We start from the raw sequence: 21,522 nt of genomic DNA, 5'->3' as shown, positions 1-21,522 counted from the left end.
ATGAGCCCATCCCGCTACTGCCTGACCCTGGGCGCCGCCGCGCTGGCGATCGCCGCCGCGGTCGCCGCCTTCAATTACACGGTCGACCCCTACCTGATCTTCGACGCCCCGCGCGTGAACGGCTTCAATGCGCTCAAGCCGGCCGCGGCCACGCGCGAGCGCATGATGAAGGCCTACCAGATCGCGCGCCTGGATGCGAACACGATCGTGATCGGCAGCTCGCGCCCGGACATGGGGATCGATCCGGCGTCCGGCGCCTGGCCGGCGGCGGCGCAGCCGGTCTACAACATGGGCCTGGTCGGCGGCGACGTCGCCCAGGGATTGCGCTACCTGCGCCATTACGTCGCCATGCGTCCCGCCCATCCACCCCGCACGATCGTGGTCGGGCTGGACTTCGAGAACGATCTGTACGTGCCGGACGAAGCGCCGTCCAGCCACGCCATGGACGAAACCGAAGCTCGCCTCGCGGTCGACGGCGACGGCCGGCCCAACCCGGCGCGCGCGCCACGCGTGCTCGAGGACCGCGCGCAAGCCCTGCTCTCGCTCGACGCCCTGCTCGACAGTGTCACGACGATCCACGACAACCCGTCCGACGTGATCCTCAGCCTGCAACCCGACGGCCGCCTGACCGACAACGCGATGCGCGACGTGGTGCGCACCGACGGCTACGCGCAGATCTTCGAGCATACCAACCGCGAGACCGTCAAACTGCTGGGCAAGCCGCACCGCGTGCTGTCGGAGTCGCCGTCCGCGCCGATCCGCAGGCTGGCGGCGCTGCGCAGCCTGCTGGCGTTCGCCAGGCAGAACGGCAGCGACGTCGTCCTGATGATCCAGCCGGCGCACGTATCGCGCCTCGAGCTGCTCGAGCGCATGGGCTACTGGGACGATTTCGACCGCTGGAAACGCGCACTGGCCGGGATGACGGCGCAGGCGAACGCCACCCAGCGCGTGGTGCTGTGGGACTTCGCCGGCTACGCGCCCGAGGTGCTCGAGCCGGCGCCGCCCAAGGGCCACGGCAAGATGGACTGGTTCTGGGACCAGCTGCACTACACCCCGGCCCTGGGCGAGCGCATGATCGCGCGCATGCACGAGGGCGCCCCGCCGGATGCGGACCCGGGCCGCTTCGGCGTGCTGCTCACGCCGCAGAACGTCGAGGCGCGCCTGGCCGAGGTGCGGCGCGAGCGCGCGGCCTGGCGCAGCGCCATGCCGCAGGAGAGCGAACGCTACGCGCGCATGGCCTGCGACGCCGGCGCCTGCCCGGGCCATCCGGCCGCGCTGGCATCGGCGCGCTGAGCGCATTCAGCGCACCAAGCGCGCCGGGGCGCGGCGTCGGCGCCGCGCCCCCGGCGCAGCCGCTCAAGGCTTGCGATGGAAGCGCCGCACGCCCACCGGCTTGCCGCCGGCGTAGTCGATGAATTCGATGTGCGCGACGTCGTACGCCAGCGGGTAGCTGATGCGCGCCTGGCCGCCGGCGCCGCCGCAGGGACTGGCGCCGACGTCGAGCAGATAGGTCGGGAAGCTCCCCTTGGCGCCGGCGACGAATTTCCTGCCGCGCCCGTCGGTGTAGACGCTGCCCGGCTGTTCCGGGCGCAGCGTGAACGGCTGGACGCAGTCGGGCGTGGCCTTGTCCGCGCCGCGCCAGCGCAACTGCCCGTCTTCGACCACCAGCACCGGATAGCGCGGCTGCGCGCCCGGCTGCTCGTCGCGCAGCCAGCGGCCGGTGAACGGCAGGCCGTGCGGTGGCGCGAATGCCTGAGCGGATGCATTAGCGGATGCCTGGGCGGACGCCGCTCCATGCGCCGGTGCCTGCGCCACGGCTTGGGCAGATGCGCACGCTGCGCAGCCAAGCGCTGCCACGCAGGCCAGCACCCGCGCGAGCGCGTTCAAGTTCGCGCCGCGCATCAGGCCTGCCCCACCTGGAACGCCACGCCGACCTCGCTCCAGGCCGCGGCCTCCTTCTCGAACCAGGCCGCCACCGTCGGACGCTGGTCCAGCCAGGCGCGCGGCGTCTCGATCTCGATCCGTCCCTTCATGCGCAGTTTCAAGGCCTCGACGTCGGCGTCGACGCGCGCATGCATGAACACCGCCGCCAGGCGCATCGCCAGCACGGCCTTGGCCAGGTCGGGCGCACCGAGCGCCTCGCGCACCTTGCGCAGGTTGCCCTTCTGGCCCAGCACGATAGTGCTCATCAGGCGCTGCTCGCGCGCGGTGAAGCCCGGCAGGTCGGCGTGTTCGACGATGTAGGCGGCGTGCTTGTGGGCGCCGGTGTGCGAAATCGCCTGGCCGACTTCGTGCAGCAGGCAGGCGCGCAGCAGGTGGTGCTTGACCGCTTCGTCCTGCGGCGCCAGCTTGTCGATCAGCCTGCGCGCGATGCTGGCGGTGCGCGCGGCGCGCTGCGCGTCGACGCCGAAGCGGCGCAGGCAATCCTCGATCGCGCCGTCGCGCCGGTCGCGCCGGTTGGCGCGCAATTCCAGGTCCGACAGCACCCCCAGGCGCAGTCCGGCGTTAATCGCGGTCATGGATTTGACTCCCAGTTCCTGCATCACGCCGATCAGGATCGACAGCCCGCCGGTCATCACGATCACGCGCTCGCGCTTTACACCGGGCAGGTCGAAGGCGTCGACGTGGCCCAGCCGCACCAGGCGGTCGCGCAGCGCCAGCAGGCTGGCATACGACATGGTGCCGTCGCCGATGCCGTTCCTGGCGATGACTTCCGAGATCGCGCGGATCGTGCCGGACGAGCCGAAGGCGGCGTCCCAGCCGAGCGCGCGGTAGCGGTCGGCCATGTCCTCGAAGCGGGCGCGCGCGGCGTTGACGGCGGTCTCGAACGCGTCGGCGCTGATGTGGCCGCCCTGGAAATAGGCGGCGCTCTGCGGATGGGTGCCGATGCTGAACGATTCGACCAGGCGGATCGCGTCGCCCTCGGTGGATGCATCGCCGACGATCAGTTCGGTCGAGCCGCCGCCGATGTCGATCACCAGGCGCCGCCCCTGCGTGCGCCCGAGCGCGCGCGCGACGCCCATGTAGATCAGGCGCCCCTCTTCCTCGCCCGAGATGACTTCGATCGGGTAGCCGATCGCCTGCTCGAAGCGCGGCAGCAGCTGCTCGGCGTTGCGCGCCACGCGCATGGTGTTGGTGGCGACCACGCGCACCGCGTCCAGGCGCTGCTGGCGCAGGATCGCGGCGAACTCGCGCAGGCAGCGCAGCGCGGTCTCGACGGCCTGCTCGCCCAGCATGTTGTCGGGGCCGAGGCCGGCCGCCAGGCGGATCGGATCGCGCGCAGTGCGCACGATGTGGATCTGGCCGGCGAGCGGCTCGCCGATATGGAGACGGAAGCTGTTGGATCCGAGGTCGACTGCTGCGTACATAGGCTGGGCTGGATGAGGTACAGGTGGCGTTATGCGCAGTATAGCCGCCGCCCGGGGCCGATGGCGCGATCCGTGCGCAGCGGCGGCGTCGGCCTGCCGGCAAGGCTCAGCGCAGCGCTTCGGTCAGCACCCGCCCCTCGGCGCCGGCCGGACGGCGCACGCGCAGGATGTCGGCCAGCGTCGGCGCGATGTCGACCACCTCGGTGTACTGCGCGTCTTCGCCCGGGCGGATCCAGCGCCGGCCCATGATCAGGAGCGGCACCTGGGTGTCGTAGTCATAGGGCGTGCCGTGGGTGGCGCCGCTGCTGCCGCTGCCGAACGAGGAATAGGCCCTGGGCACGACGAACAGGTCGCCCGACAGGTCGCGGTTCCAGGCGCGCTGCACCAGCGTGCGCAGGCGCGTCGTGCCGCCCAGCCCCTGCTCGAGCTGGCTGCGCGTGAACACGTCGGCGATGCCGGGCTGCTTCATGAGCCAGCGCGCGGCGTAATTCTCGACTTCGGTGCGCGACAGCTTGTCGTGCTCGATGGCGTCATAATCGAGGTAGACCTCGGGCGGCATCGACGGCTTGACCAGGTGCGCCACGTGGAACTGGTGGCCGAGCGCATCGTCGAGTTTGGCCAGCAGCGGTTTCGGATCGATGCGTATGGCGTCGACGCGGCGCGCCTGCGAGAACTCGGCGCTGTTGGCGAAGCCGTGGTCGGCGGTCAAGACCACCAGCACGTTGTCCATGCCGACGCGCTTGTCGAGGAAAGCGAAGAACCGGGCGATGCGGCGGTCGATCTGCTGCAGGTGGTCGTGCGACATGCGGCTTTCCGGGCCGTAGGCGTGGTTGACGTAATCGTGCCCCGACAGGCTCACGCCCAGCAGGTCGGGCGCGCCGCTCGGGTTGGCGCCCAGCTGTTCGTTCTCGACCGCGGCTTCGGCGAAGTCGAGGGTCAGCTCGTCGACCGCCGGACTGGCCTTCAGGCGCACGTAATAATCGGCGTCGGGCCGGCCGCTCTCGCTGTAGAAGGTGAACGGGAAACGGTTCGGGTTCTTCTCGGTGGCGGCCGGGAACGGCGCGTCATCCGCATAGGCGCTCTCGGGCAGCAGCGCTTTCCACGACTTGGCGTAGTAGCGGTCCTGCGGCTTGGCGGCGTCGAAGCGCTGGACCCAGGCCGGGTGCTGCTGCATGTAGTAGGTGCTCGACGCGAAGTCGCCGGTCTTGTCCATGTACATGTAGGCGGTGCCGGTCTTGCCGGCCAGGAGGATTGCGCCGCGGTCCTTGCCCGACACGGTGATCACCTTGCTGCGGTTGCCGGTGGCGTAGCGCAGCTGGTCACCGAGGGTGTCGACGCGCAGGTTGGCCGGCGAGGTGCCGTCATGGGCGTCGGTCGCTTCGCCGATGTACTGGTAGCGCGTGTCTTCGGTGCAGTAGACCGAGTTGCCGTTGGCGTCGACCCAGTTGTTGCCGATGATGCCGTGGCGGTAGGGATAGGCGCCGCTCAAGACCGCCGAGTGGCCGACCGCGGTGACCGTCACGCCGTGCGCCTGATGCGCGTTGGTGAACGAGGCGCCCTGCTCCAGCAGCCGGCGCAGGCCGCCCTGGCCGAACTGGTCGCGGTAGCGCTGCACCTGCTCGAACGGCAGGCCGTCGATCACCATCACCAGCACCAGCTTGGGCGGCCTGGCGGCGGCTTTGTCGACGGCGGCCGGAGCGGCCGGGGTGGCCGCGGCTGCCGGGGCGGCGATGGCGGACAGCGCCGGCACGACCGCGCCGATGAAGATGGCGGCGGCCGCAGCCAGGACGCGCAGGCGCGGGGAAGTCGTGGGTGGAGCGGAGCGGGTCATGGCGCGTGGCTTTCGGGTAGGAATACAGACAAGATTGGGAATAATGCCAATCAGACATTGTATTGAGTATATATGTCAAGGCTATGACATGGCGGACGCGCCAACCGCGCGCGAAACTGTGACAGTTGGTGAACTTTATCCGCCTCGTATCGGGCTAGAATGGGACGATGAATGCCGCCGCCACCCTCACCCTCGACGCGCCCGACGGACGCGGCCGGCGCGGCCTGTCGGTCGGCTGGAGCGCGAGCCTGCTGGTGCACGCGGCGATCGTCGCCTGGCTGCTGCACGCGCCGGCGCCGCATCCGCCCGCGGCGGCGCCGGACAAGCGCATCGTGGTGCGGCTGGCGCCGCCGCCCGCGCCAGCCGCCGCACCGGCTGCGCCGATGACGCCGGCCCGGTCCAATGCTGCGGCCGAGGCTGTCCAGCCACCCGCGCGCCCGCGCACCCGGCCCACCCCCGCTACGCCTGCGCCCGCCACGCCTGCGCCTGCGCGCGGGCGCACGCCCGCGTACGCGACCCGGCCCGCGCCCGCGGATGAGACGCCGGATACGAACCCGCAACCATCGGCGCAGGCGTCGGCACCGGCCACAGTCTCGTCCGATGCGCCAGCCACCCCCGGCGTCGACATGGCCGGCGCACGGGCGGCCGCGCGCCTGATCGCGCGCGAGGACGGCAAGTCGATGGTCGCCCTGCCCGCGCACAAGCCGGTGGTCGACCCGAACTCCGGGCGTGCGCCCGGCGTCGACCCGATCGAGGCTGCGCGCAAGCGCGACTGCAAGACCGCCTACGCCGGCGCGGGGCTGCTGGCCATCATTCCGCTGGCCGCGAGCGCCGTCATGGACACCGGCTGCAAGTGGTAACGGTGCGGGTAACGGTGCGGGTAGCGCTGCGCCGCCCGGACCGGCACGCCGGCCTCAGGTGATGCGCCGCACCGACTCGCGCACCACCAGGTTCAGGCGCGGCGCTTCCATGTCGATCGGCTCGTTGCCGATCATCTTGACGATGGCGCGGCCCAGGCACTGGCCGACGTCGAACAGCGGCTGGCGCACCGTGGTCAGCGGCGGCGTCGTGTACATCGAGCTGTGCAGGTCGTCGAAGCCGACCACCGAGATGTCTTCCGGCACGCGGATGCCGCGCCGGTACAGCGCCAGGCGCGCCCCGTAGGCGGTCAGGTCGTTGGCGCAGAAAATGGCCGAGAAGCGCTGGCCGGATTCGAGCAGGCGCTCGACCGCCAGCAGGCCGCCCGATTCCTGGAAGTCGCCCGACACCACCAGCTGCTGCTTTTCCTTGATGCGGTGCTTGGCCAGGGTGTCGCGGTAGCCGGCCAGGCGCGCCAGCGCGTCGAGGTGGTCGGACGGGCCGGCGATGAAGGCGATGTTGCGGTGGCCCTGCAGGATCAGGTGCTCGACCGCCAGGCAGGCGCCCTGGTAGTTGTCGAGGCTGAAGCCGTAGGCGCGCGGGCCATTCAGTTCGCGCCCGAAGGCGACGATCGGCACCCGGTGCGCCAGCTTCAGGATCTGCGCGTCCTTCAGTTTGCCGCTCAGGATCACCAGGCCGTCGATGCGGCGCGCGATCAGCAGGTCGATGCGCTCGGCCTCCTCGTCCGGATGCCAGTGGCCGGAGACGATCAGCGGCGCGTAGCCGGTGCCCTGCAGCGCATCGTCGACGCCGGCCAGCGCGTCGCCGAAGTAGCCCGACATCAGCGACTGGGTCAGCACGCCGATCGTGCGCGAGCTGCCGGTCTTGAGGTTCTGGGCCAGCACGTTCGGCTTGTAGTTCAGCTTGTCGATCACGCTCTCGATCGCCTGGCGCTTCTCGACGGACACCCGGGCGGTGCCGTTCAGGAAGCGCGACACCGTGGCCGCCGAGACCCCGGCCACGCGCGCGACCTCGTGGACGGTGACCATCGATGACGTGGATTCTTTTTTCATGAGCGGGCATCCGAAAGCGTGCAGCGGCCCGGCGGGCCGCGTGGAGCCGCCTAGTATAAGAGTCGGATGACAAAAAGAAAACGATTTCTGAAACGCTTTCTGAAACGGCGGCGCCCGACTGCCCGGCCCTGGCCCATTGGCCCGACCGGGCGCCTACGCGATGCTGGCGATGCAGGCAACGCAACATTTAGTTTGACAGCCGGGGAAACCGCAATGTACGATGAAATCGATTTCAAAAAAAAGGGCGGGCGGATCGCGACCATTCGCCCGCACGAGGAGACAGCATGCACCACATCGCATCCGCACCGGCCGCAGGCCCGCGCGCGGACCGCCATTGCGCCCGGTTCGCCGGCGCCGCGTGGCGCAGCTGGTCCTTGATCCAATGCCGCGCCGCCCCTATGATGGGTGGCCGGGCCTCCAGACCACTTCCTGACGCTGCACAGCCATGACCGACTCCATCCGCTTTCCCGCCAATTTCACCTGGGGCGTCGCCACCAGTGCTTTCCAGATCGAGGGCGCCGCAGACGCCGACGGCAAGGGCCCGTCGATCTGGGATACCTTCTCGCGCAATCCGGCCAACATCAAGGACGGCACCAACGGCGACGTCGCCTGCGATCACTACAACCGCTACCGCGAAGACGTCGCCCTGATCGCCTCGCTGGGCGTGGACGCCTACCGCTTCTCGATGGCCTGGTCGCGCGTGCAACCGGCCGGCAAAGGGGCATGGAACGAAAAAGGCTTCGACTTTTACAAGCGCCTGCTGGACGAGCTGGACGCGCGCGGGATCGCCTCCCACCTGACGCTGTACCACTGGGACCTGCCGCAAGGCCTGCAGATTGATGGCGGCTGGATGTCGCGCGACACCGCGCACCGCTTCGCCGACTATGCGCACGAAGTCGCGCGCCGCTTCGGCGACCGCCTGGCGACCATCGCCACCCACAACGAACCCTGGTGCACCGCCAACCTCGGCTACGGCAACGCGCAGTTCGCGCCGGGCGTGGCCGACAAGAAGCAGGCGATCCAGGTCTCGCACCACCTGCTGCTGTCGCACGGCCTGGCGATGCAGTCGATGCGCGCCACCAACACCGAAGCCGACCTGGGCATCGTGCTGAACCTGTGGACCGCCGACCCGGCCACCGACAGCGAAGCCGACCGCAAGCTGGCCGCGCTCGAGTGGGCCAACTCGAACGAGTGGTTCCTCGATCCGCTGTTCAAGAAGCGCTACCCGGAACTGTCGCTGCAGGCGCACGGCGCCAACGCACCGGACATCCAGGAAGGTGACTTCGATATCATCGCCCAGCCGATCGATTTCCTCGGTGTGAACTACTACCGCCGCGAAGTGATGAGCGCCGAAGACCCGCCGCGCAAACCGGTCGGCGGCATCGGCTTCACCGACATGGGCTGGGAGATCTACCCGCAGGGCCTGACCGAGCTGCTGGTCAAGATGAAGGACGAATACCCGAACCTGCCGCCGGTGTACATCACCGAGAACGGCATGGCGGCGGTCGACGTGGTCGAAGACGGCCAGGTCGCCGACAACCAGCGCATCGAGTACGTGCGCACCCACCTCGAGACCATGAAGGCGGCGATGGACCATGGCGTGGACGTGCGCGGCTACTTCCTGTGGAGCCTGATGGACAATTTCGAATGGAACTCGGGCTACGCCAAGCGTTTCGGCATCGTCTACGTCGATTATGCGACGCAGCAGCGCATCCCCAAGGCGAGCGCACTGTGGTACCGTGATTTCCTGGCGGCCCAGCAACGCCAGCGCCAGGCCGCCTGAGGCCTGCGCACAACATACAAGAGCAACGAGAAGAGCATAGACGAGGGGACACATGAACGACGATCTGCATGCCGGCGGCGCCCGGCTGCTGGCCGACATCGGCGGCACCAACGCCCGCTTCGCGCTCGAGCGCGCGCCCGGACGCATCGAGGACATCGAGACGCTGGCCTGCGCCGACTACGCGAGCCTGGTCGACGCCGTGCGCGCCTACCTGGCGCGTCACCCGGCCGAAGGGGTACGCCACGCCGTGATCGCGATCGCGACCGCGGTCGACGGCGACTTCATCAAGATGACCAACCACTGCTGGGAATTCTCGACGCGCGCGGCACGCGAGGCGCTCGGCTTCGACACCCTGCTGGTGCTGAACGACTTCGCCGCGCTGGCGATGTCGGTGCCCGGCCTGCCCGCGTCTGAACTGGTCCAGGTCGGCGGCGTCAAGGCCGCACCCGACGGCGTGATCGGCATCGTCGGCGCCGGCACCGGCCTGGGCGTGGCCGGCCTGATTCCGTCCAACGGCCGCTGGAACGTGCTGCAAAGCGAAGGCGGCCACATGGCGTTCTCGCCCTGCGACGCACGCGAACAGGCGATCCTGGGCTACTGCTGGACCAAATGGCCGCACGTCTCGTCCGAGCGCCTGGTGTCGGGCCCCGGCCTGGCGACGATCCACGAAGCGCTGGTGCACATCGACGGGGCCTCCTCCGCCGTCCTGACCCCGGCCCAGGTGGTCGAGCGCGCGCTCGACGCCAGCGACCCGCGGTGCGTCGAAGCGCTCGACCTGTTCTGCGGCATGCTGGGCACGGTGGCGGCCAACGTCGCCGTGACCTTCTGCGCGCGCGGCGGCATCTACATCGGCGGCGGCGTGGTGCCGCGCCTGAAAGAATGGTTCGCGCGCTCGCGCTTCCGTTCCTGCTTCGAGAACAAGGGGCGCTATGCGAGCTACCTGGCGCAGATCCCCGTCTACGTGATCCACTCGCCCTACCCGGCGTTGTCGGGCGCGGCGGCGATGCTCGAGCAGCACCTGCTCGACGCGCAAGCGCAGGGCCAGTCCCAGAGCGCGGAGCACCGCCATGCGCACGCCTGACGCGGTTGGCAAAACGGGTCGGTCCCCCCTGCTGTGGGTGCCGACCGGCTACTTCACGATGGCGCTGGCCTACACGATGCTCACCAGCGTCACGGCGATCATCTTCAAGAACCTCGGCATGGACAACGGCCGCGCCGCGGCCTACTCCAGCATGCTGATCCTGGCCTACACGATCAAGCCGCTGTTCGCGCCGATCGTCGAGATGTACCGCACCAAGAAGTTCTTCGTGCTGCTCACCCAGGTGATGGTCGGCGTCGGCTTCGCGATCGTCGGGCTGGCGATGGGTTTACCCGACTGGATGTGGATCATGCTCGGCATGTTCTGGATCATGTCCTTCATCGGCGCGACCCAGGACATCGCCAGCGACGGCGTGTACGTCACCTCGCTCGACACGCGCGCCCAGTCGCTGTACTGCGGCGTGCAGAGCCTGTCCTGGAACATCGGGCCGATCGTCGGCTCGGGCCTGATGGTCTACCTGAGCGGCCGCCTGCACGCCGACGTGTTCCACCATGATCCGCACGCCTTCGGCCCGGACTGGATGGATGCCTGGCGCGTGATCTTCTTCCTGGTAGCCGGCATCATCATCGTGATGTCGCTGTGGCACGCGCGCGTGATGCCGGAAGGCGCGCGCGCCGAGAACACGCCGACCACGGTCAAGGCCGCCGGCAGCATCCTGTGGGATTCCTTCGTCACCTTCTTCCAGAAGCGCGACGTGTGGAAGATGATCGCCTTCGCACTGCTGTTTCGCGCCAGTATCGGCCTGCTCGACAAGATCGGACCGTTCTTCATGGTCGATGCGGCGGCCAAGGGCGGGCTCGGGCTGTCCAACGAACAGCTGGGCATCGTCTACGGCACCTACGGCCTGGTGGCGGTGCTGGTCGGCTCGCTGCTGGGCGGCGTGTTCGTCGCCAAGCGCGGCCTCAAGCGCGTGCTCCTGATCCTGTGCTGCGCGGTCAACATCCCGAACCTGACCTTCCTGGTGCTGAGCATCGCGCTGCCGTCGAACATGCTGGCGATCACGGCCGGCGTGGTGGTCGAGAAGTTCTTCTACGGCTTCGGCGCGGTCGGCTACATGATCTACCTGATGCAGCAGCTGGCGCCGGGCAAGTACGCCACCACGCACTACGCCTTCGGCACCGGACTGATGGGCCTGTGTAACATGGTCACCGGCATGGTCAGCGGCCACCTGCAGGAGATGATGGGCTACACGGTGTACTTCGGCTTCGTGCTGCTGGTGACGATCCCGGCGCTGGCGGCGACCTGGTTCGCACCCTTCCACCACAGCGACGGCAACCCCGCCTCCGACAAGGCCGACCGCATCCTCGAGGATCCGACCCACGAGACCGCGGTGCACACATCGGCCGCGTCGGACAGCCGCGCCGCCTGACGCGTCATGAATACCCGCGCATGCACGCCTGCCGGCGGTCGTGCGCGGGGCCCCTCCCTCTAAATCGGATCGGTCGCCAGCTTCGAGCGTCGCACCGGCGCCTCGATGCCGTAGCGCAGCGCCGACTGCCGTACAAGGCCCACATCGCCGCGCTGTCGTCCTGGCTGCGGTGCCAGCAGTTGATGAACACCGATTCGCGCATGCGCCGCTTGAACTGCTCGTAGGTGTAGTCGATTTCGCCGCGCGCGTACGAATCGCTGATCTGCTGGCGCAGCGTGGGCGTGAACGCGCCCTCGAACTTGTCGCTGAAGCGGTCGGCGCGGCAAAAGAACAGCGTCGAGTTTGCGAAGAAATCGAACAGCTTGGCGGCGTCGAGGTAGCGCCACAGCACGGTGTCGCGCCGCAACTGGCCGTCGATGACGATGTCGGGTGAGGCTACGGTATCCATCTTCGAAATCTGCACTTCCGGTAAATCCGAAACATGTGCACGATTGTAGTGCGTATGGGTCCGCTTCCCCTGCCGGTGAGGGCAAATCGTGCGCGTGTAGGACTAGTCCTTGCTATTCCTTGGCTGATAGGCCCGGCGGGCCGCTGTCCGGCCGCAGCAAGGGATAGGGGTCGATCGCGCCGTCCGCCGTGTAGATGCCGTAATGTAAATGCGGCGGCGTCGTACGTGCATTGCCGGTATTGCCGACATAGCCGAGCACGGCGCCCGGCGCCACCCGCATGCCGGCATGGACGTCGCCGTAGCGGTCGAGGTGGGCGTAGTAATGGCGCTGCCCGCCCGGCCCCAGCACCCACACCACCTGTCCGCCGAGGCGGTTGATGCCCACCCGCAGCACGATGCCTTCGGTGTTCGCGATCACCGCGGTACCGCGCCGGGCGAAGATGTCGATGCCTTCGTGGCGCCGGCCTTCGCTGCGCGCGGCCTGCCAGGTGTCGGCCAGGCCGCGCGCGCGCACGCCCTCGACCGGCACCGGCAGGGTCGTGGGCGCCGGCAGCGCTGCCAGCCGCATCGCGTACCAGGCGCTTTCGATGGCCGGGCGCAGCAGCGCCTCGCCCGCGATCAGGACGATGGCCACCAGCAGGCTGCGCAGGAAGATTCGCATGGCGCGCAGATGGGGATGGCGCGCCGCTTTTACAGGCCCCGACCTGGCGCCGGGCCGCCCTCAGTCGTCCCCGGCTTCCAGGTTCGCACGCACGCGCGCAAGCAGCCCCAGCAAGGTGGCCTGCTCGGCCTCGGACAGCCCGGCCAGCGCGGTGGCCGCAAGCTCGCCGTCGTGGCGATGCAGGCCGGCGTGCAGCGCCAGGCCCTGCTCGCTCAAGCGCAGGCGGGTGCTGCGGCGGTCGGCGGCGTCGGTTTCGGCGGCCAGCAGGCCGCGCTCGCGCAGGCCGCGCACCAGGCGGGCCAGCTGGGCCTTGTCGCGCCCCGAGTAGACCGCCAGGTCGCTCTGCGTCGCTCCGGGGTGGCGCGCGAAAAAGCCCAGCACCTTGACCTCCATATGGACCAGCTCGTGATCCTCGCCGCGCAGGCTGCGCTGCCGGCGCGAGCGGAACAGATGCATGATCGTGTGCATGCTTTCCATCACCTCGCCAGCCGGCGCGCCCGGATTTTGGTTGACTTGATCAACTAAGTTTCGCATAATAGGAGACATTCTCAACTAATTCTGGAGCCAGCGATGACCCATGCCATCGTCCAACGCGTACGCCACGAACTCAAGCTGCGCGACCTCGCGGTCACGCGCATCGAACGGCCCAGCCCCGGCTTTTTGGCCATCACCTTCAGTGGCGAGGCGCTGGCCGACTTCACCTCGCTGTCGTTCGACGACCATGTGAAACTGATGTTCGACGACGACGCGGATGGCGACAACGCGCAGGTCCGGCGCGACTATACCCCGCGCCGCTTCGACAGGGAAGCCCGCGAGCTCACCCTCGAGTTCGCGCTGCACGGCGACGGCAAAGCCTCGGAGTGGGCGCGCCGGGCCGTGCTCGGCCAGCAGGCGCTGGTCGGCGGCCCGCGCGGCTCGCTGATCATCCCCTTGGAAGTCGACTGGCACCTGCTGGCCGGCGACGAGACCGCCCTGCCCGCGATCGCGCGCCGCCTGGAAGAGCTGCCGCAAGGCGCGCGCGCCGAGGTGCTGCTGCTGGCCGACGCCGCCGACGCGCGCCAGCTGGCGACGCGCGCCGACGCGCACGTGCGCTGGTGCGCGAGCGCCGAGGAGCTGCTGTCGGCATTGCGCGGTGTCGAGCTGCCGTCAAGCGAAGGCTTCGCCTGGGCCGCCGGCGAGGCGGCGCTGATGAAGGCGTTGCGCCAGATCCTCGACGACAAGGGCCTCGCGCGCGAGCGCACGCGCGTGTCGGCCTACTGGAAGCGCGGCGTGGCCGACCATCACGAACACCTCGACTGAGGCATCCGGGCCGGGGCGTCAGCAGAACCCGTGGCGGCCCAGTGCGGCTTTCAGCGCGTCCTTGAACGCCGCGTAGTCCAGCGCCTTGTGGACGTATTCGACGGCGCCGAGCGCGTCCGCGCGGACCCGGTCGGCCTGCAGGTCGGAATTGGACACGACGATGACCGGGTTGGCGGACAGGATCGGCGCGATGCGCATCTGCGCCAGGACTTCGAAGCCATCCACTTTCGGCATCTTGAGGTCGAGCACGACCACGTCGAAGTGCTGGGCGCCGAGCTGCTGCAAGCCTTCGAACCCGTCGGCGGCCGACACGATCTCATGCTCGATACTGCAATCTTTCAATGCCTGCCGGGTCAGTGCAAGGTCGAGCGGCTGGTCGTCGACGAGAAGGACTTTTTTTCGCATCCGTAAATTGTAACGGCTGTGCTGGATGCCAGACAGCCCCGGCGCGCTTTTGCCGAGCCGGCTGTCGCGAATCGTTCACTCGGCGCGCGCCAGCACGCCCTGTCGGTCGAGCACGTAACGGTCGAAATCGCGCGCCAGGAACAGCCGGCCATCGTAGGCGGCGCGCGCTTCCTGCTCGATGTCGTGCATGGTCAGGCCGGACTTCGCCTCCGGGGCCGCGGACTTGCCTTGCCCGGTGTCCTGGTAGCGCGGGCTGAAATGGGTCAGCACCAGGTTCGGCACCGCGGCCGCCTGGGCGGCGCGCGCGGTCATCGCGGCCGAGCTGTGCTGCGGCCCCGGCCCGACCCGCCCCAGCACCGGCTCGGTGTAGGTCGCTTCGTGCACCAGCACGTCGGCGCCGCGCGCCTCGTCAATCAGCAGCTCGGGCCGGTCGTTGTCGCCGCCGACCACGACGCAGCGCGGCTTGCGCGGCGCCAGGCGGAAATCGTTGGCGCGCAGCAGGCGGCCATCGTCCAGCAGGACGTCATGGCCGCGCTGCAGCTCGCCCCAGCGCGCGTCGGCGCGGATACCGGCGGCGCGCAGCCTGACGACGTCGAGCCTGCGTTCCACGTCGCGCTCGCGGAAGGTGTAGGCCCAGGACGGCAGGCGGTGCGACAGCGGCGTGCTGCTCACCGCCAGGTCGGGCAGCACGTTGGGGAGGGGGCGGCCGGCGGCGTCGCCGTGCACCTCGACGAACTCGATCGGAAACGGCAAGCCGAGCTGGGTCGTATCCATCACGCCCTGTAGAAACGCGCGCAGCGGCGCCGGCCCGGCCACGTACAGCAGCTCGCTGCGGTTGAGCATGCCGGCGCTGGCCAGCAGTCCGGGCAGGCCGTAGCAATGGTCGCCGTGCATGTGGGTGATGAAGACCGCGCGCAGGTCGATCAGCGACAGCCTGGTGCGCAGGATGCGGTGCTGGGTGGCTTCGCCGCAATCGACCAGCGCCCAGTGGCGGCTGCCTTCGCCGCGCAGCGCCAGGCCGCTGACGTTGCGCGTGCGGCTCGGGGTGCCCGAGCTGGTGCCGAGGAAGATCAGTTCCATGTTTCTCCTTTCAACGCGGTTCAAGCGGGTTGTTGCCGCATTATCGGCCATGCGCGCCCACGCCGCGCCCACCCGGGCGCGCGTTCCGCTCCCGCACTGCGCGGTTTCGCGCCTTCGCAACCCGGCTTCGTCGCATCCTGCTTGCCGCCCGGTGCAGCGATGGGCACAATGCCCTGCATCTTTAACAACGGATTCGCCGCCGCAGCCATGCCCACTGCCTGCCCTTCGCTCCCCCTGGCCCCCAAAACGCCCGCACCGCCCGCCGCAGCTGCGCCCGGGCGCACGCGCCTGCAGCGCTTCGTCAGCGATTTCGGCATGGGCGTGATCGTCTCGAGCTGGGCCGCGCTCCTGATCGCCCTGATCGAAGGGCGGCCCCAGGACCTGTACCAGGAGATGGTGTATTCGATGAGCACCGGCCTGATCGCCTTCCTGGTCATCGACGGAGTGCGCCTGTTCCTCGCCCGCCCGATCGCCGGACGGCGCTGGCTGGCGCTGGCGCCGGTGCTGCTGCTGGCGGCGCCGCTCGCCAACATCGGCGGCATGACGCTGGGCGCCTGGGTCCTCGGCGTGCCGGCGCCGCACCTGGCCGATTACCTGGGCGTGCGGCGCCTGAGCATGATCATGTTCACGCTGTGCGCGATCGCCGGCGTGACGCTGCTGATCGTGAACCGTGAGCGCATCGAGCGCATGGAGAGGGAACGCGCCGAGGCCCAGGCGCGCGCGCAAGCCATCGAACGCCAGGCCCTGCAGGCCCGGCTGCGCCTGATGCAGGCCCAGATCGAACCGCACATGCTGTTCAACACGCTGGCCAACCTGCAGGGACTGATCGCGCTCGATCCGCAGCAGGCCGGGGTGATGCTCGAACAGCTGATCGCCTTTTTACGCGCCACGCTCTCTGTCAGCCGCCTGGAAACCACCACGCTGGGCCAGGAGTTCGCCGCCATCGAAGCCTACCTCGGCCTGATGGCCGTGCGCATGGGCGCGCGCCTGCGCTACCGCTGCGCGCTGCCGCCCGGGCTGCGCGCGGCGCGCCTGCCGACCATGCTGCTGCAGCCGCTGGTCGAGAACGCCGTCATCCACGGGCTCGAGCCGCACGTCGACGGCGGCGAGGTCGCGATCGAAGCCGCGCTCGATGGCGGCCGGCTGGCGATCACCATCGCCGATACCGGCCTGGGGCTGCAGGATACGTCCGATCCGCCCGCATCTCGCCGCACGGGAAGCGGCGTCGGCTTGAGTACCACGCGCGAGCGTTTGCAGGCGCTGTACGGCGAGCGCGCCGGGGTCGAGCTGGTCGCGGGCCTGCCCCGTGGCGCCGTGGCGCGCCTCATCCTGCCACTGGAACTGGATTCGAACCTGGAGAGCGCATGACGACCCATCCCGCACCCGTACGCGCCCTGATCGCCGAGGACGAGCCGATCCTGGCCGCCACCCTTGCCCACATGCTGCGCAAGCTGTGGCCCGAACTGGAGATCGCCGCCACCGCGCCGAACGGCATCGCCGCGGTCGAGCAGGCGCTGGCGCTGCGTCCCGACGTCCTGTTCCTGGACATCCGGATGCCGGGCCGCAGCGGCATCGAAGCGGCCGAGGAGCTGGCCGAGCGCTGGGACGGCGAACACCCGTTCCCGCTGGTGGTGTTCGTCACCGCCTACGAGGACTACGCCGTGCAGGCGTTCAACCATGCGGCGCTCGACTACGTGCTCAAGCCGGTCGGCGAGGCGCGCCTGGCGCGGACCGTCGAGCGCCTGCGCGCGCAGCTGGAGCGCGCCGGCCATGGCGGCGATGGCGGTGGGCGCCACGGCGATGGCGGCCTGGCCCAGCTGGTCGAGCAGATGCGTGCGCTGCTGCCGCCGGCGGCGCCGTCCGCCGCCACCACCACGGCGCGCCTCGACACGATCCGCGCCGCGGTCGGCAACGTGGTGCGCATGATCCCGGTGCGGGACGTGCTGTACTTCCAGGCCCTCGACAAATACGTCAACGTCGCGACCGCCCAAGGGGACGCGCTGATCCGCCTGAGCCTGAAGGACTTGCTGGCCCAGCTCGACCCCGGCCAGTTCTGCCAGATCAGCCGCAGCGGCATCGTCAACCTGCGCCACGTCGCCAGCGCCAGCCGCGACGACTTCGGCAAGCTGCAGCTGTCGCTGCGCGGCCGTAGCGAGCACCTGAAAGTCAGCCCGCTGTTCGCCCACTTGTTCCGCCAGATGTAATCCGGGTGGTTTATCTGTGTAAAAGTAGCAACAAGTTGCCTTATTGACCCGGTTTCCCGTGACGCCGGCGGTCAGCAGCGCCCAACCCGGCTAAAATACCGGGAAGCGAGAACGAGGTCGGAAATGCAAGTATTGTGGAATATCGGTTGCGCCAACATGAACCCCGGACGGCCGGCGGGCGAACCTGCGCCGGCAGCCGAGGCCGATGCGCCGAGCGCGCCGCAGGCCCTGCTGCGCAAGGTGCTGGTGGTCGACGACGAGGAAGACCTGGCCGAGATGGCCGCCGCGCTGCTGGAAGCGCGCGGCCTGGAGGTGCTGGTCGCCTATTCCGCCCATGAAGCGCTGCGCCTGCTGCAGGAAAACGGCGACATCGACGCCCTGTTCTCCGACGTCGTCATGCCCGGCATGACCGGCTTGCAGCTGGCCGAGGCCGTCACCGAGATGTACCCGAAGGTGAAGGTGGTGCTGGCGTCCGGCTATACGCTGCCGTCCCTGTTCGACGGTCGCGCACGCCCGTATCTGTACACCTCCAAACCCTACAAGATCGACGCCGTCCTCAAGCTGCTGCATACCTGAACCGCCGCGTCCCTGAGCGGCCACAACTGTAACACGCGGCCGACGCCGGTTTGCATTCGCGGGCCGGCGCGAGTGTGTTGCGGGTAAGATAGCCCACATGACTCTTGCCAGCGATCAAAACCGTACGCCCGCCACGCTTTCGCCGAATGCCCAGCGCATGCTCGCGCTGCGCGACGAGGTATTGCGGGCATGGGAGGAGCGCGTGCGCGAGCAGCTGTTCCTCGCGCGCGACGTGCAACCGCCTATCCTGCTCAACACGATGCCGGTCTTCTACGACAACATCGTCGAAAGCATCAGCCCCGATTACCCGCGCACCTCGGCGGTCGACGGCACCACGATCGCGTCGGAACACGGCGGCGAGCGCGCCCGCATCACCGCCTACAACCATGCCTCGCTGATCGAGGAATTCCAGATCTTCCGCTGGGCGATCTTCCACGTGCTCGACCGCGACGGCGTGCGGCTCGATTTTCACGAGACCCACGCGATCAACAGCTCGATCGATTCCGGCATCCAGGAATCGGTCGAAGCGTTCTCGCTAGTGCACAGCGGTTTCCGCGAGCGTTTCGCGGCCGCGCTGACGCACGATCTGCGCGGCCCGCTGAGCGTGACCGTCAGCGCGCTCGAGCTGATCCTGCGCATCGACGACCCGGCGCAGATGAAAGCCTATGCCGCCAAGGCGCTGGCCAACACCCGGCGCATGAACGGCATGGTCGACGAACTGCTGCACACGATGGCTTTCCACGGCGGCCAGCGCCTGCAGCTGCAGCTGTCGCCGGTGGCGCTGCACACGCTGGTCGACGAGGTGCTGGCCGACGCCGGCGCAGCCTATGATGCACGCTTCGAGGTGGCCGCCAGCGAGAGCGGCGGCGCGGTCGAGGGCTGGTGGGACCGCGCGGCGCTCAAGCGCGTGCTGGAAAACCTGGTCGGCAACGCGGTCAAGTACGGCAGTCCCGGCACGCCGATCACGATCAAGACCGACGCCGCCTACGGCCGCCTGATCCTGTCGGTGCATAACGAAGGCGCGCCGATCCCGCCCAACGAGCAGGAATGCATCTTCCAGATGTACCGGCGTGCCGAATCGGCCAAGAGCAACGACAAGCAGGGCTGGGGCATCGGCCTGCCCTTCGTGCGCGCGGTCGCGGAAAGCCACGGCGGCAGCGTCGGCGTCGACAGCAGCGCCGAGCGCGGCACCACCTTCATCGTCGACATCCCGCTCGACGGGCGCCTGTTCCACGACGCGCCGACGCTGAGCCGGCCCTGAAACGGCCGGCCCCTCGAAACGCTAGCGCTTACAACGCCAGCGCTTAGAACGCCAGGGACAGGCCCGCGTACACGCTGCGGCGCGCACCGAACTGCGGTGCGCCGACGCCGACGCCGCTGCCGTCGCGCAGCAGGTAGCTGTGGTCGAAGGCGTTGATCAGCGCCAGGCGGCCCTCGAGCGTGCCGTAGCCGGTCTTCCACTCGTGCGAGTAGGCCATGTTCACCGTCGTATAGGCCGGCAGCGTACCGGAGTTGGGCGCGCCGCCGTCCGGCGTCTTGCGCAGGCCACTGCCGTACAGGACGTCGGCGCTGACCTGGCTGTCGCCGAAGTGGTAGTGGGCGCCGGTCGAGGCCGTGAACTTCTGGTCGTGGTCGAGGTAGATGTAGTGGTTGGCGATGTAGGCCAGTTCATCCGGATCGAACAGCGACTGGCCCGACACGATGTGCTGCGCCATTGCCTTTTGCGTCGAGAAATTGGCGTAGGCGCCCCAGTGCTTGTTGGTGTAGATCGCCGACAGCTCCAGGCCCTTGGCATAGCCCTTGTCGTAGTTGAACGGCGACAGGATCAGCGCCTGGCCGAACTGGCCTTCGTCGAGCAGGTTGCGGATCTGCTTGTAGTAGGCGTCCGCAGTCAGGGTCAGGTTCGGCGTGAGCTGGTGGCTGATGCCGACGTCGTAGTAGCTGGTGCGCTCGGACTTGACGTTGTTCGAGACCGGAATCGCCGGCGCGTTGCTGGTGCCGGCGTACAGGTCGATGCTCGACTGCGCCGCCAGTTCCTGCGGCGGCGGCGTGAAGTAGCGCGAGAAGCCGGCGTGCACGGCGGTGGCCGGCGTGAGCTTGTACGACAGGTTCACGCGCGGGCTGAACTGGTGTTCCTGGGTGAAGGCGTCGACCTTATCGTAGCGCAGGCCGTAGTTCAGCGTCAGCGGCGCCGAGATATGCCATTCGTCCTGCAGGTACAGGCTGTACAGCTTGCCGACCTTGCCCGAGTTGTCGGCGATCGTGAACGGATTGTCCGAGGTCTGGATGCCGTCCTCGTCGACCGGGAACACGCCGACGCTGTTGTTGCTGTACGTGTGCTGGCGCGTGGCCTGCAAGCCGGCGCGCAGCGTGTGGCTGGCATTGAGCTTGTAGCTGCCGTCGAGCTGCAGGCCGTAGGACGAGTTGCTGCGCAGCGTGTCCGAGGCGACGCCGGTGTAGATCAGGTCGCCGAGCGGATCAGGCGAATAGTGCAGCTCCGAATACTGGTGAAAGCCCGACACCTGGTAGTTCAGGTCGCCCAGGCTTTTCTGCATCGACAGGATCACGAAGCGGTTGACTTCGCGCTGGGTCTCGTTCAGCTGCGCCGACGGCAGGTTGCTCGTCCCGGCCGCGGCGTCGCTCTGGCCGGCGAGCGAGAAGGCCGGGGCCTGGTCCGGATTGTTGGGGATCTGGAAGTGGCCATTGTAGGTGCCGAACATCAGGCCCAGGCGGGTGTCGTCGTTCAGGTAGTAGGACAGGTTGCCGAACGATTTGTTTTGCTGGGTGTGGTCGTGCAGCGCATTCTTTGTCGGCTGCGGGTTCTCGATGCCGATGTCGTTGCGCAGGTAGCTGCCCGACAGGTAGTAGCCCAGGTTGCCCTGGGTGCCGAACAGTTCGAGGCTCGGCTCGAAGTCGCCGCGGGTGCCGACCTGCACGCCGATGCGTCCGCCGTTGCGTACGCCTTCCTTGGTCTGGATCTCGATCACGCCGGCGGTGCGCAGGCCGTACTGGGCCGGCAAGGCGCCGGTCATGAAATCGAGCTGGTCGATCAGGCGGGTGTCGATCGAGCTGCCGAAGCCGCTGATGTTCTCCGGCAGCAGCACGCCGTTGATGCGGTACTGGACGTTGCCGTGGTCGTCGCGCACGTGTACGCCGCCAGAGCCCTTGGAATCCTGGTCGACGCCCGGCAGGTGCAGCAGCACGTCGTTGAACGGCGTGTTGGCGCCCTGCGGCAGGTTTTCGATGGCGTGGCTGTCGAGCGAATACACGGTCGTGCCGACCTTGGGCGAGAGCTCGTTGCGCTCGTTCTTCAGGTGGGCGGCGGTGACCTGCACGGTCTGGATCGGCTGGCTCGTATCGGCAGCCTGTGCCGGCGCAGCGGTGGTCTGGGCCGAGGCGGCGTGGGAGACGAACAGGCCTGCCAGCAGCAGCGGCAGCGGACGGCGTTTTGGAATGTGGTGCATGTGA

At 68.7% G+C, this 21,522-nt stretch carries 20 protein-coding genes; 10 read left to right on the top strand and 10 right to left on the bottom strand.

Translation table 11 applies throughout. The annotated features are described in order from the left end of the window. Nucleotides 1-1,293 (top strand): hypothetical protein, encoded by a 1,293-nt coding sequence (locus FA90_RS04045; RefSeq protein ID WP_036166215.1) that lies wholly within the window; start codon nt 1-3, stop codon nt 1,291-1,293. Between the two features lie 63 nt (nt 1,294-1,356). Here the strand turns inward: FA90_RS04045 and FA90_RS04040 are convergent, their stop codons facing one another. From FA90_RS04040 to FA90_RS04030, 3 genes are all read right to left on the bottom strand, one after another. Then, the gene (locus FA90_RS04040; RefSeq protein WP_036166212.1) at nt 1,357-1,902 is read right to left on the bottom strand and encodes a hypothetical protein; all 546 of its coding nucleotides are present in this window, start codon (nt 1,900-1,902) and stop codon (nt 1,357-1,359) included. Then, nucleotides 1,902-3,368: a Ppx/GppA phosphatase family protein gene (locus FA90_RS04035; RefSeq protein WP_036166208.1), complete on the bottom strand. Its 1,467-nt coding sequence runs from the start codon at nt 3,366-3,368 to the stop codon at nt 1,902-1,904. The genes FA90_RS04040 and FA90_RS04035 overlap by 1 nt, the downstream gene beginning before the upstream one ends. A gap of 106 nt (nt 3,369-3,474) precedes the next feature. Further along, nucleotides 3,475-5,199, bottom strand: a complete 1,725-nt coding sequence (locus FA90_RS04030) for an alkaline phosphatase family protein (protein ID WP_081933627.1) — start codon at nt 5,197-5,199, stop codon at nt 3,475-3,477. A gap of 167 nt (nt 5,200-5,366) precedes the next feature. Between FA90_RS04030 and FA90_RS04025 the strand changes: the two genes are divergently transcribed. Next, nucleotides 5,367-6,059 (top strand): hypothetical protein, encoded by a 693-nt coding sequence (locus tag FA90_RS04025; RefSeq protein ID WP_036166205.1) that lies wholly within the window; start codon nt 5,367-5,369, stop codon nt 6,057-6,059. A 54-nt stretch (nt 6,060-6,113) separates the two neighbouring features. On the opposite strand, the gene FA90_RS04020 is transcribed toward FA90_RS04025, so the two are convergent. Beyond that, nucleotides 6,114-7,130 (bottom strand): LacI family DNA-binding transcriptional regulator, encoded by a 1,017-nt coding sequence (locus FA90_RS04020; RefSeq protein ID WP_036166202.1) that lies wholly within the window; start codon nt 7,128-7,130, stop codon nt 6,114-6,116. A 445-nt stretch (nt 7,131-7,575) separates the two neighbouring features. Here FA90_RS04020 and FA90_RS04015 point away from each other — a divergent pair, with 445 nt between their 5' ends. From FA90_RS04015 to FA90_RS04005, 3 genes are read left to right on the top strand one after another with little or no spacing between them, the layout of a single operon-like run. After that, entirely contained in the window at nt 7,576-8,913 is a 1,338-nt protein-coding gene (locus tag FA90_RS04015; RefSeq protein ID WP_036166199.1) for a GH1 family beta-glucosidase, read from the top strand. A 52-nt stretch (nt 8,914-8,965) separates the two neighbouring features. After that, a complete protein-coding gene (locus FA90_RS04010) occupies nt 8,966-9,994 on the top strand; it encodes a glucokinase (protein ID WP_051971395.1) in 1,029 nt (342 codons plus the stop codon). Then, entirely contained in the window at nt 9,981-11,381 is a 1,401-nt protein-coding gene (locus FA90_RS04005; RefSeq protein ID WP_081933626.1) for an MFS transporter, read from the top strand. The genes FA90_RS04010 and FA90_RS04005 overlap by 14 nt, the downstream gene beginning before the upstream one ends. A gap of 4 nt (nt 11,382-11,385) precedes the next feature. On the opposite strand, the gene FA90_RS04000 is transcribed toward FA90_RS04005, so the two are convergent. The 3 genes from FA90_RS04000 to FA90_RS03990 form a co-directional block, all read right to left on the bottom strand. Further along, entirely contained in the window at nt 11,386-11,829 is a 444-nt protein-coding gene (locus tag FA90_RS04000; protein ID WP_156116573.1) for a hypothetical protein, read from the bottom strand. A gap of 112 nt (nt 11,830-11,941) precedes the next feature. After that, nucleotides 11,942-12,490 (bottom strand): M23 family metallopeptidase, encoded by a 549-nt coding sequence (locus FA90_RS03995; protein ID WP_036166194.1) that lies wholly within the window; start codon nt 12,488-12,490, stop codon nt 11,942-11,944. A gap of 60 nt (nt 12,491-12,550) precedes the next feature. Next, a complete protein-coding gene (locus FA90_RS03990) occupies nt 12,551-12,958 on the bottom strand; it encodes a MarR family winged helix-turn-helix transcriptional regulator (RefSeq protein ID WP_307170580.1) in 408 nt (135 codons plus the stop codon). Nucleotides 12,959-13,060: 102 nt separating this feature from the next. Between FA90_RS03990 and FA90_RS03985 the strand changes: the two genes are divergently transcribed. Continuing rightward, nucleotides 13,061-13,789, top strand: coding sequence for a siderophore-interacting protein (locus FA90_RS03985; RefSeq protein WP_036166178.1), 729 nt, complete (start codon nt 13,061-13,063; stop codon nt 13,787-13,789). Between the two features lie 18 nt (nt 13,790-13,807). On the opposite strand, the gene FA90_RS03980 is transcribed toward FA90_RS03985, so the two are convergent. Further along, nucleotides 13,808-14,194 carry a response regulator gene (locus FA90_RS03980; RefSeq protein WP_036166176.1) on the bottom strand — a complete coding sequence of 129 codons (387 nt, stop codon included), beginning with the start codon at nt 14,192-14,194 and terminating at the stop codon, nt 13,808-13,810. A 75-nt stretch (nt 14,195-14,269) separates the two neighbouring features. After that, nucleotides 14,270-15,274 (bottom strand): MBL fold metallo-hydrolase, encoded by a 1,005-nt coding sequence (locus FA90_RS03975; RefSeq protein WP_036166173.1) that lies wholly within the window; start codon nt 15,272-15,274, stop codon nt 14,270-14,272. Nucleotides 15,275-15,481: 207 nt separating this feature from the next. Here FA90_RS03975 and FA90_RS03970 point away from each other — a divergent pair, with 207 nt between their 5' ends. From FA90_RS03970 to FA90_RS03955, 4 genes are all read left to right on the top strand, one after another. Further along, nucleotides 15,482-16,642 (top strand): sensor histidine kinase, encoded by a 1,161-nt coding sequence (locus tag FA90_RS03970; protein WP_156116572.1) that lies wholly within the window; start codon nt 15,482-15,484, stop codon nt 16,640-16,642. Continuing rightward, on the top strand, nt 16,639-17,478 hold the full coding sequence (locus FA90_RS03965; protein WP_036166171.1) for a LytTR family DNA-binding domain-containing protein: 840 nt from the start codon (nt 16,639-16,641) through the stop codon (nt 17,476-17,478). The genes FA90_RS03970 and FA90_RS03965 overlap by 4 nt, the downstream gene beginning before the upstream one ends. 123 nt (nt 17,479-17,601) lie before the next feature. After that, nucleotides 17,602-18,054, top strand: a complete 453-nt coding sequence (locus tag FA90_RS03960; RefSeq protein ID WP_239700527.1) for a response regulator — start codon at nt 17,602-17,604, stop codon at nt 18,052-18,054. Between the two features lie 97 nt (nt 18,055-18,151). After that, nucleotides 18,152-19,315, top strand: a complete 1,164-nt coding sequence (locus FA90_RS03955) for a sensor histidine kinase KdpD (RefSeq protein WP_036166165.1) — start codon at nt 18,152-18,154, stop codon at nt 19,313-19,315. 43 nt (nt 19,316-19,358) lie between these two features. On the opposite strand, the gene FA90_RS03950 is transcribed toward FA90_RS03955, so the two are convergent. After that, a complete protein-coding gene (locus tag FA90_RS03950) occupies nt 19,359-21,518 on the bottom strand; it encodes a TonB-dependent receptor (RefSeq protein WP_051971391.1) in 2,160 nt (719 codons plus the stop codon). Between the last annotated feature and the right edge of the window lie 4 nt (nt 21,519-21,522).

The sequence above is a fragment of the Massilia sp. 9096 genome, from assembly GCF_000745265.1.
Taxonomy (GTDB): domain Bacteria; phylum Pseudomonadota; class Gammaproteobacteria; order Burkholderiales; family Burkholderiaceae_D; genus Telluria.
The sequence above is the reverse complement of the archived record's forward strand: the minus strand, read 5'-3'. Positions and strand labels throughout refer to the sequence as shown.

What these genes read in the sequence shown, in the direction of transcription:
- FA90_RS04045 (WP_036166215.1), top strand. Translation starts at nt 1, where the DNA reads ATGAGCCCATCCCGCTACTGCCTGACCCTGGGCGCCGCCGCGCTGGCG.
- FA90_RS04040 (WP_036166212.1), bottom strand. Translation starts at nt 1,902, where the DNA reads ATGCGCGGCGCGAACTTGAACGCGCTCGCGCGGGTGCTGGCCTGCGTG.
- FA90_RS04035 (WP_036166208.1), bottom strand. Translation starts at nt 3,368, where the DNA reads ATGTACGCAGCAGTCGACCTCGGATCCAACAGCTTCCGTCTCCATATC.
- FA90_RS04030 (WP_081933627.1), bottom strand. Translation starts at nt 5,199, where the DNA reads ATGACCCGCTCCGCTCCACCCACGACTTCCCCGCGCCTGCGCGTCCTG.
- FA90_RS04025 (WP_036166205.1), top strand. Translation starts at nt 5,367, where the DNA reads ATGAATGCCGCCGCCACCCTCACCCTCGACGCGCCCGACGGACGCGGC.
- FA90_RS04020 (WP_036166202.1), bottom strand. Translation starts at nt 7,130, where the DNA reads ATGAAAAAAGAATCCACGTCATCGATGGTCACCGTCCACGAGGTCGCG.
- FA90_RS04015 (WP_036166199.1), top strand. Translation starts at nt 7,576, where the DNA reads ATGACCGACTCCATCCGCTTTCCCGCCAATTTCACCTGGGGCGTCGCC.
- FA90_RS04010 (WP_051971395.1), top strand. Translation starts at nt 8,966, where the DNA reads ATGAACGACGATCTGCATGCCGGCGGCGCCCGGCTGCTGGCCGACATC.
- FA90_RS04005 (WP_081933626.1), top strand. Translation starts at nt 9,981, where the DNA reads ATGCGCACGCCTGACGCGGTTGGCAAAACGGGTCGGTCCCCCCTGCTG.
- FA90_RS04000 (WP_156116573.1), bottom strand. Translation starts at nt 11,829, where the DNA reads ATGGATACCGTAGCCTCACCCGACATCGTCATCGACGGCCAGTTGCGG.
- FA90_RS03995 (WP_036166194.1), bottom strand. Translation starts at nt 12,490, where the DNA reads ATGCGAATCTTCCTGCGCAGCCTGCTGGTGGCCATCGTCCTGATCGCG.
- FA90_RS03990 (WP_307170580.1), bottom strand. Translation starts at nt 12,958, where the DNA reads ATGCACACGATCATGCATCTGTTCCGCTCGCGCCGGCAGCGCAGCCTG.
- FA90_RS03985 (WP_036166178.1), top strand. Translation starts at nt 13,061, where the DNA reads ATGACCCATGCCATCGTCCAACGCGTACGCCACGAACTCAAGCTGCGC.
- FA90_RS03980 (WP_036166176.1), bottom strand. Translation starts at nt 14,194, where the DNA reads ATGCGAAAAAAAGTCCTTCTCGTCGACGACCAGCCGCTCGACCTTGCA.
- FA90_RS03975 (WP_036166173.1), bottom strand. Translation starts at nt 15,274, where the DNA reads ATGGAACTGATCTTCCTCGGCACCAGCTCGGGCACCCCGAGCCGCACG.
- FA90_RS03970 (WP_156116572.1), top strand. Translation starts at nt 15,482, where the DNA reads ATGCCCACTGCCTGCCCTTCGCTCCCCCTGGCCCCCAAAACGCCCGCA.
- FA90_RS03965 (WP_036166171.1), top strand. Translation starts at nt 16,639, where the DNA reads ATGACGACCCATCCCGCACCCGTACGCGCCCTGATCGCCGAGGACGAG.
- FA90_RS03960 (WP_239700527.1), top strand. Translation starts at nt 17,602, where the DNA reads ATGCAAGTATTGTGGAATATCGGTTGCGCCAACATGAACCCCGGACGG.
- FA90_RS03955 (WP_036166165.1), top strand. Translation starts at nt 18,152, where the DNA reads ATGACTCTTGCCAGCGATCAAAACCGTACGCCCGCCACGCTTTCGCCG.
- FA90_RS03950 (WP_051971391.1), bottom strand. Translation starts at nt 21,518, where the DNA reads ATGCACCACATTCCAAAACGCCGTCCGCTGCCGCTGCTGCTGGCAGGC.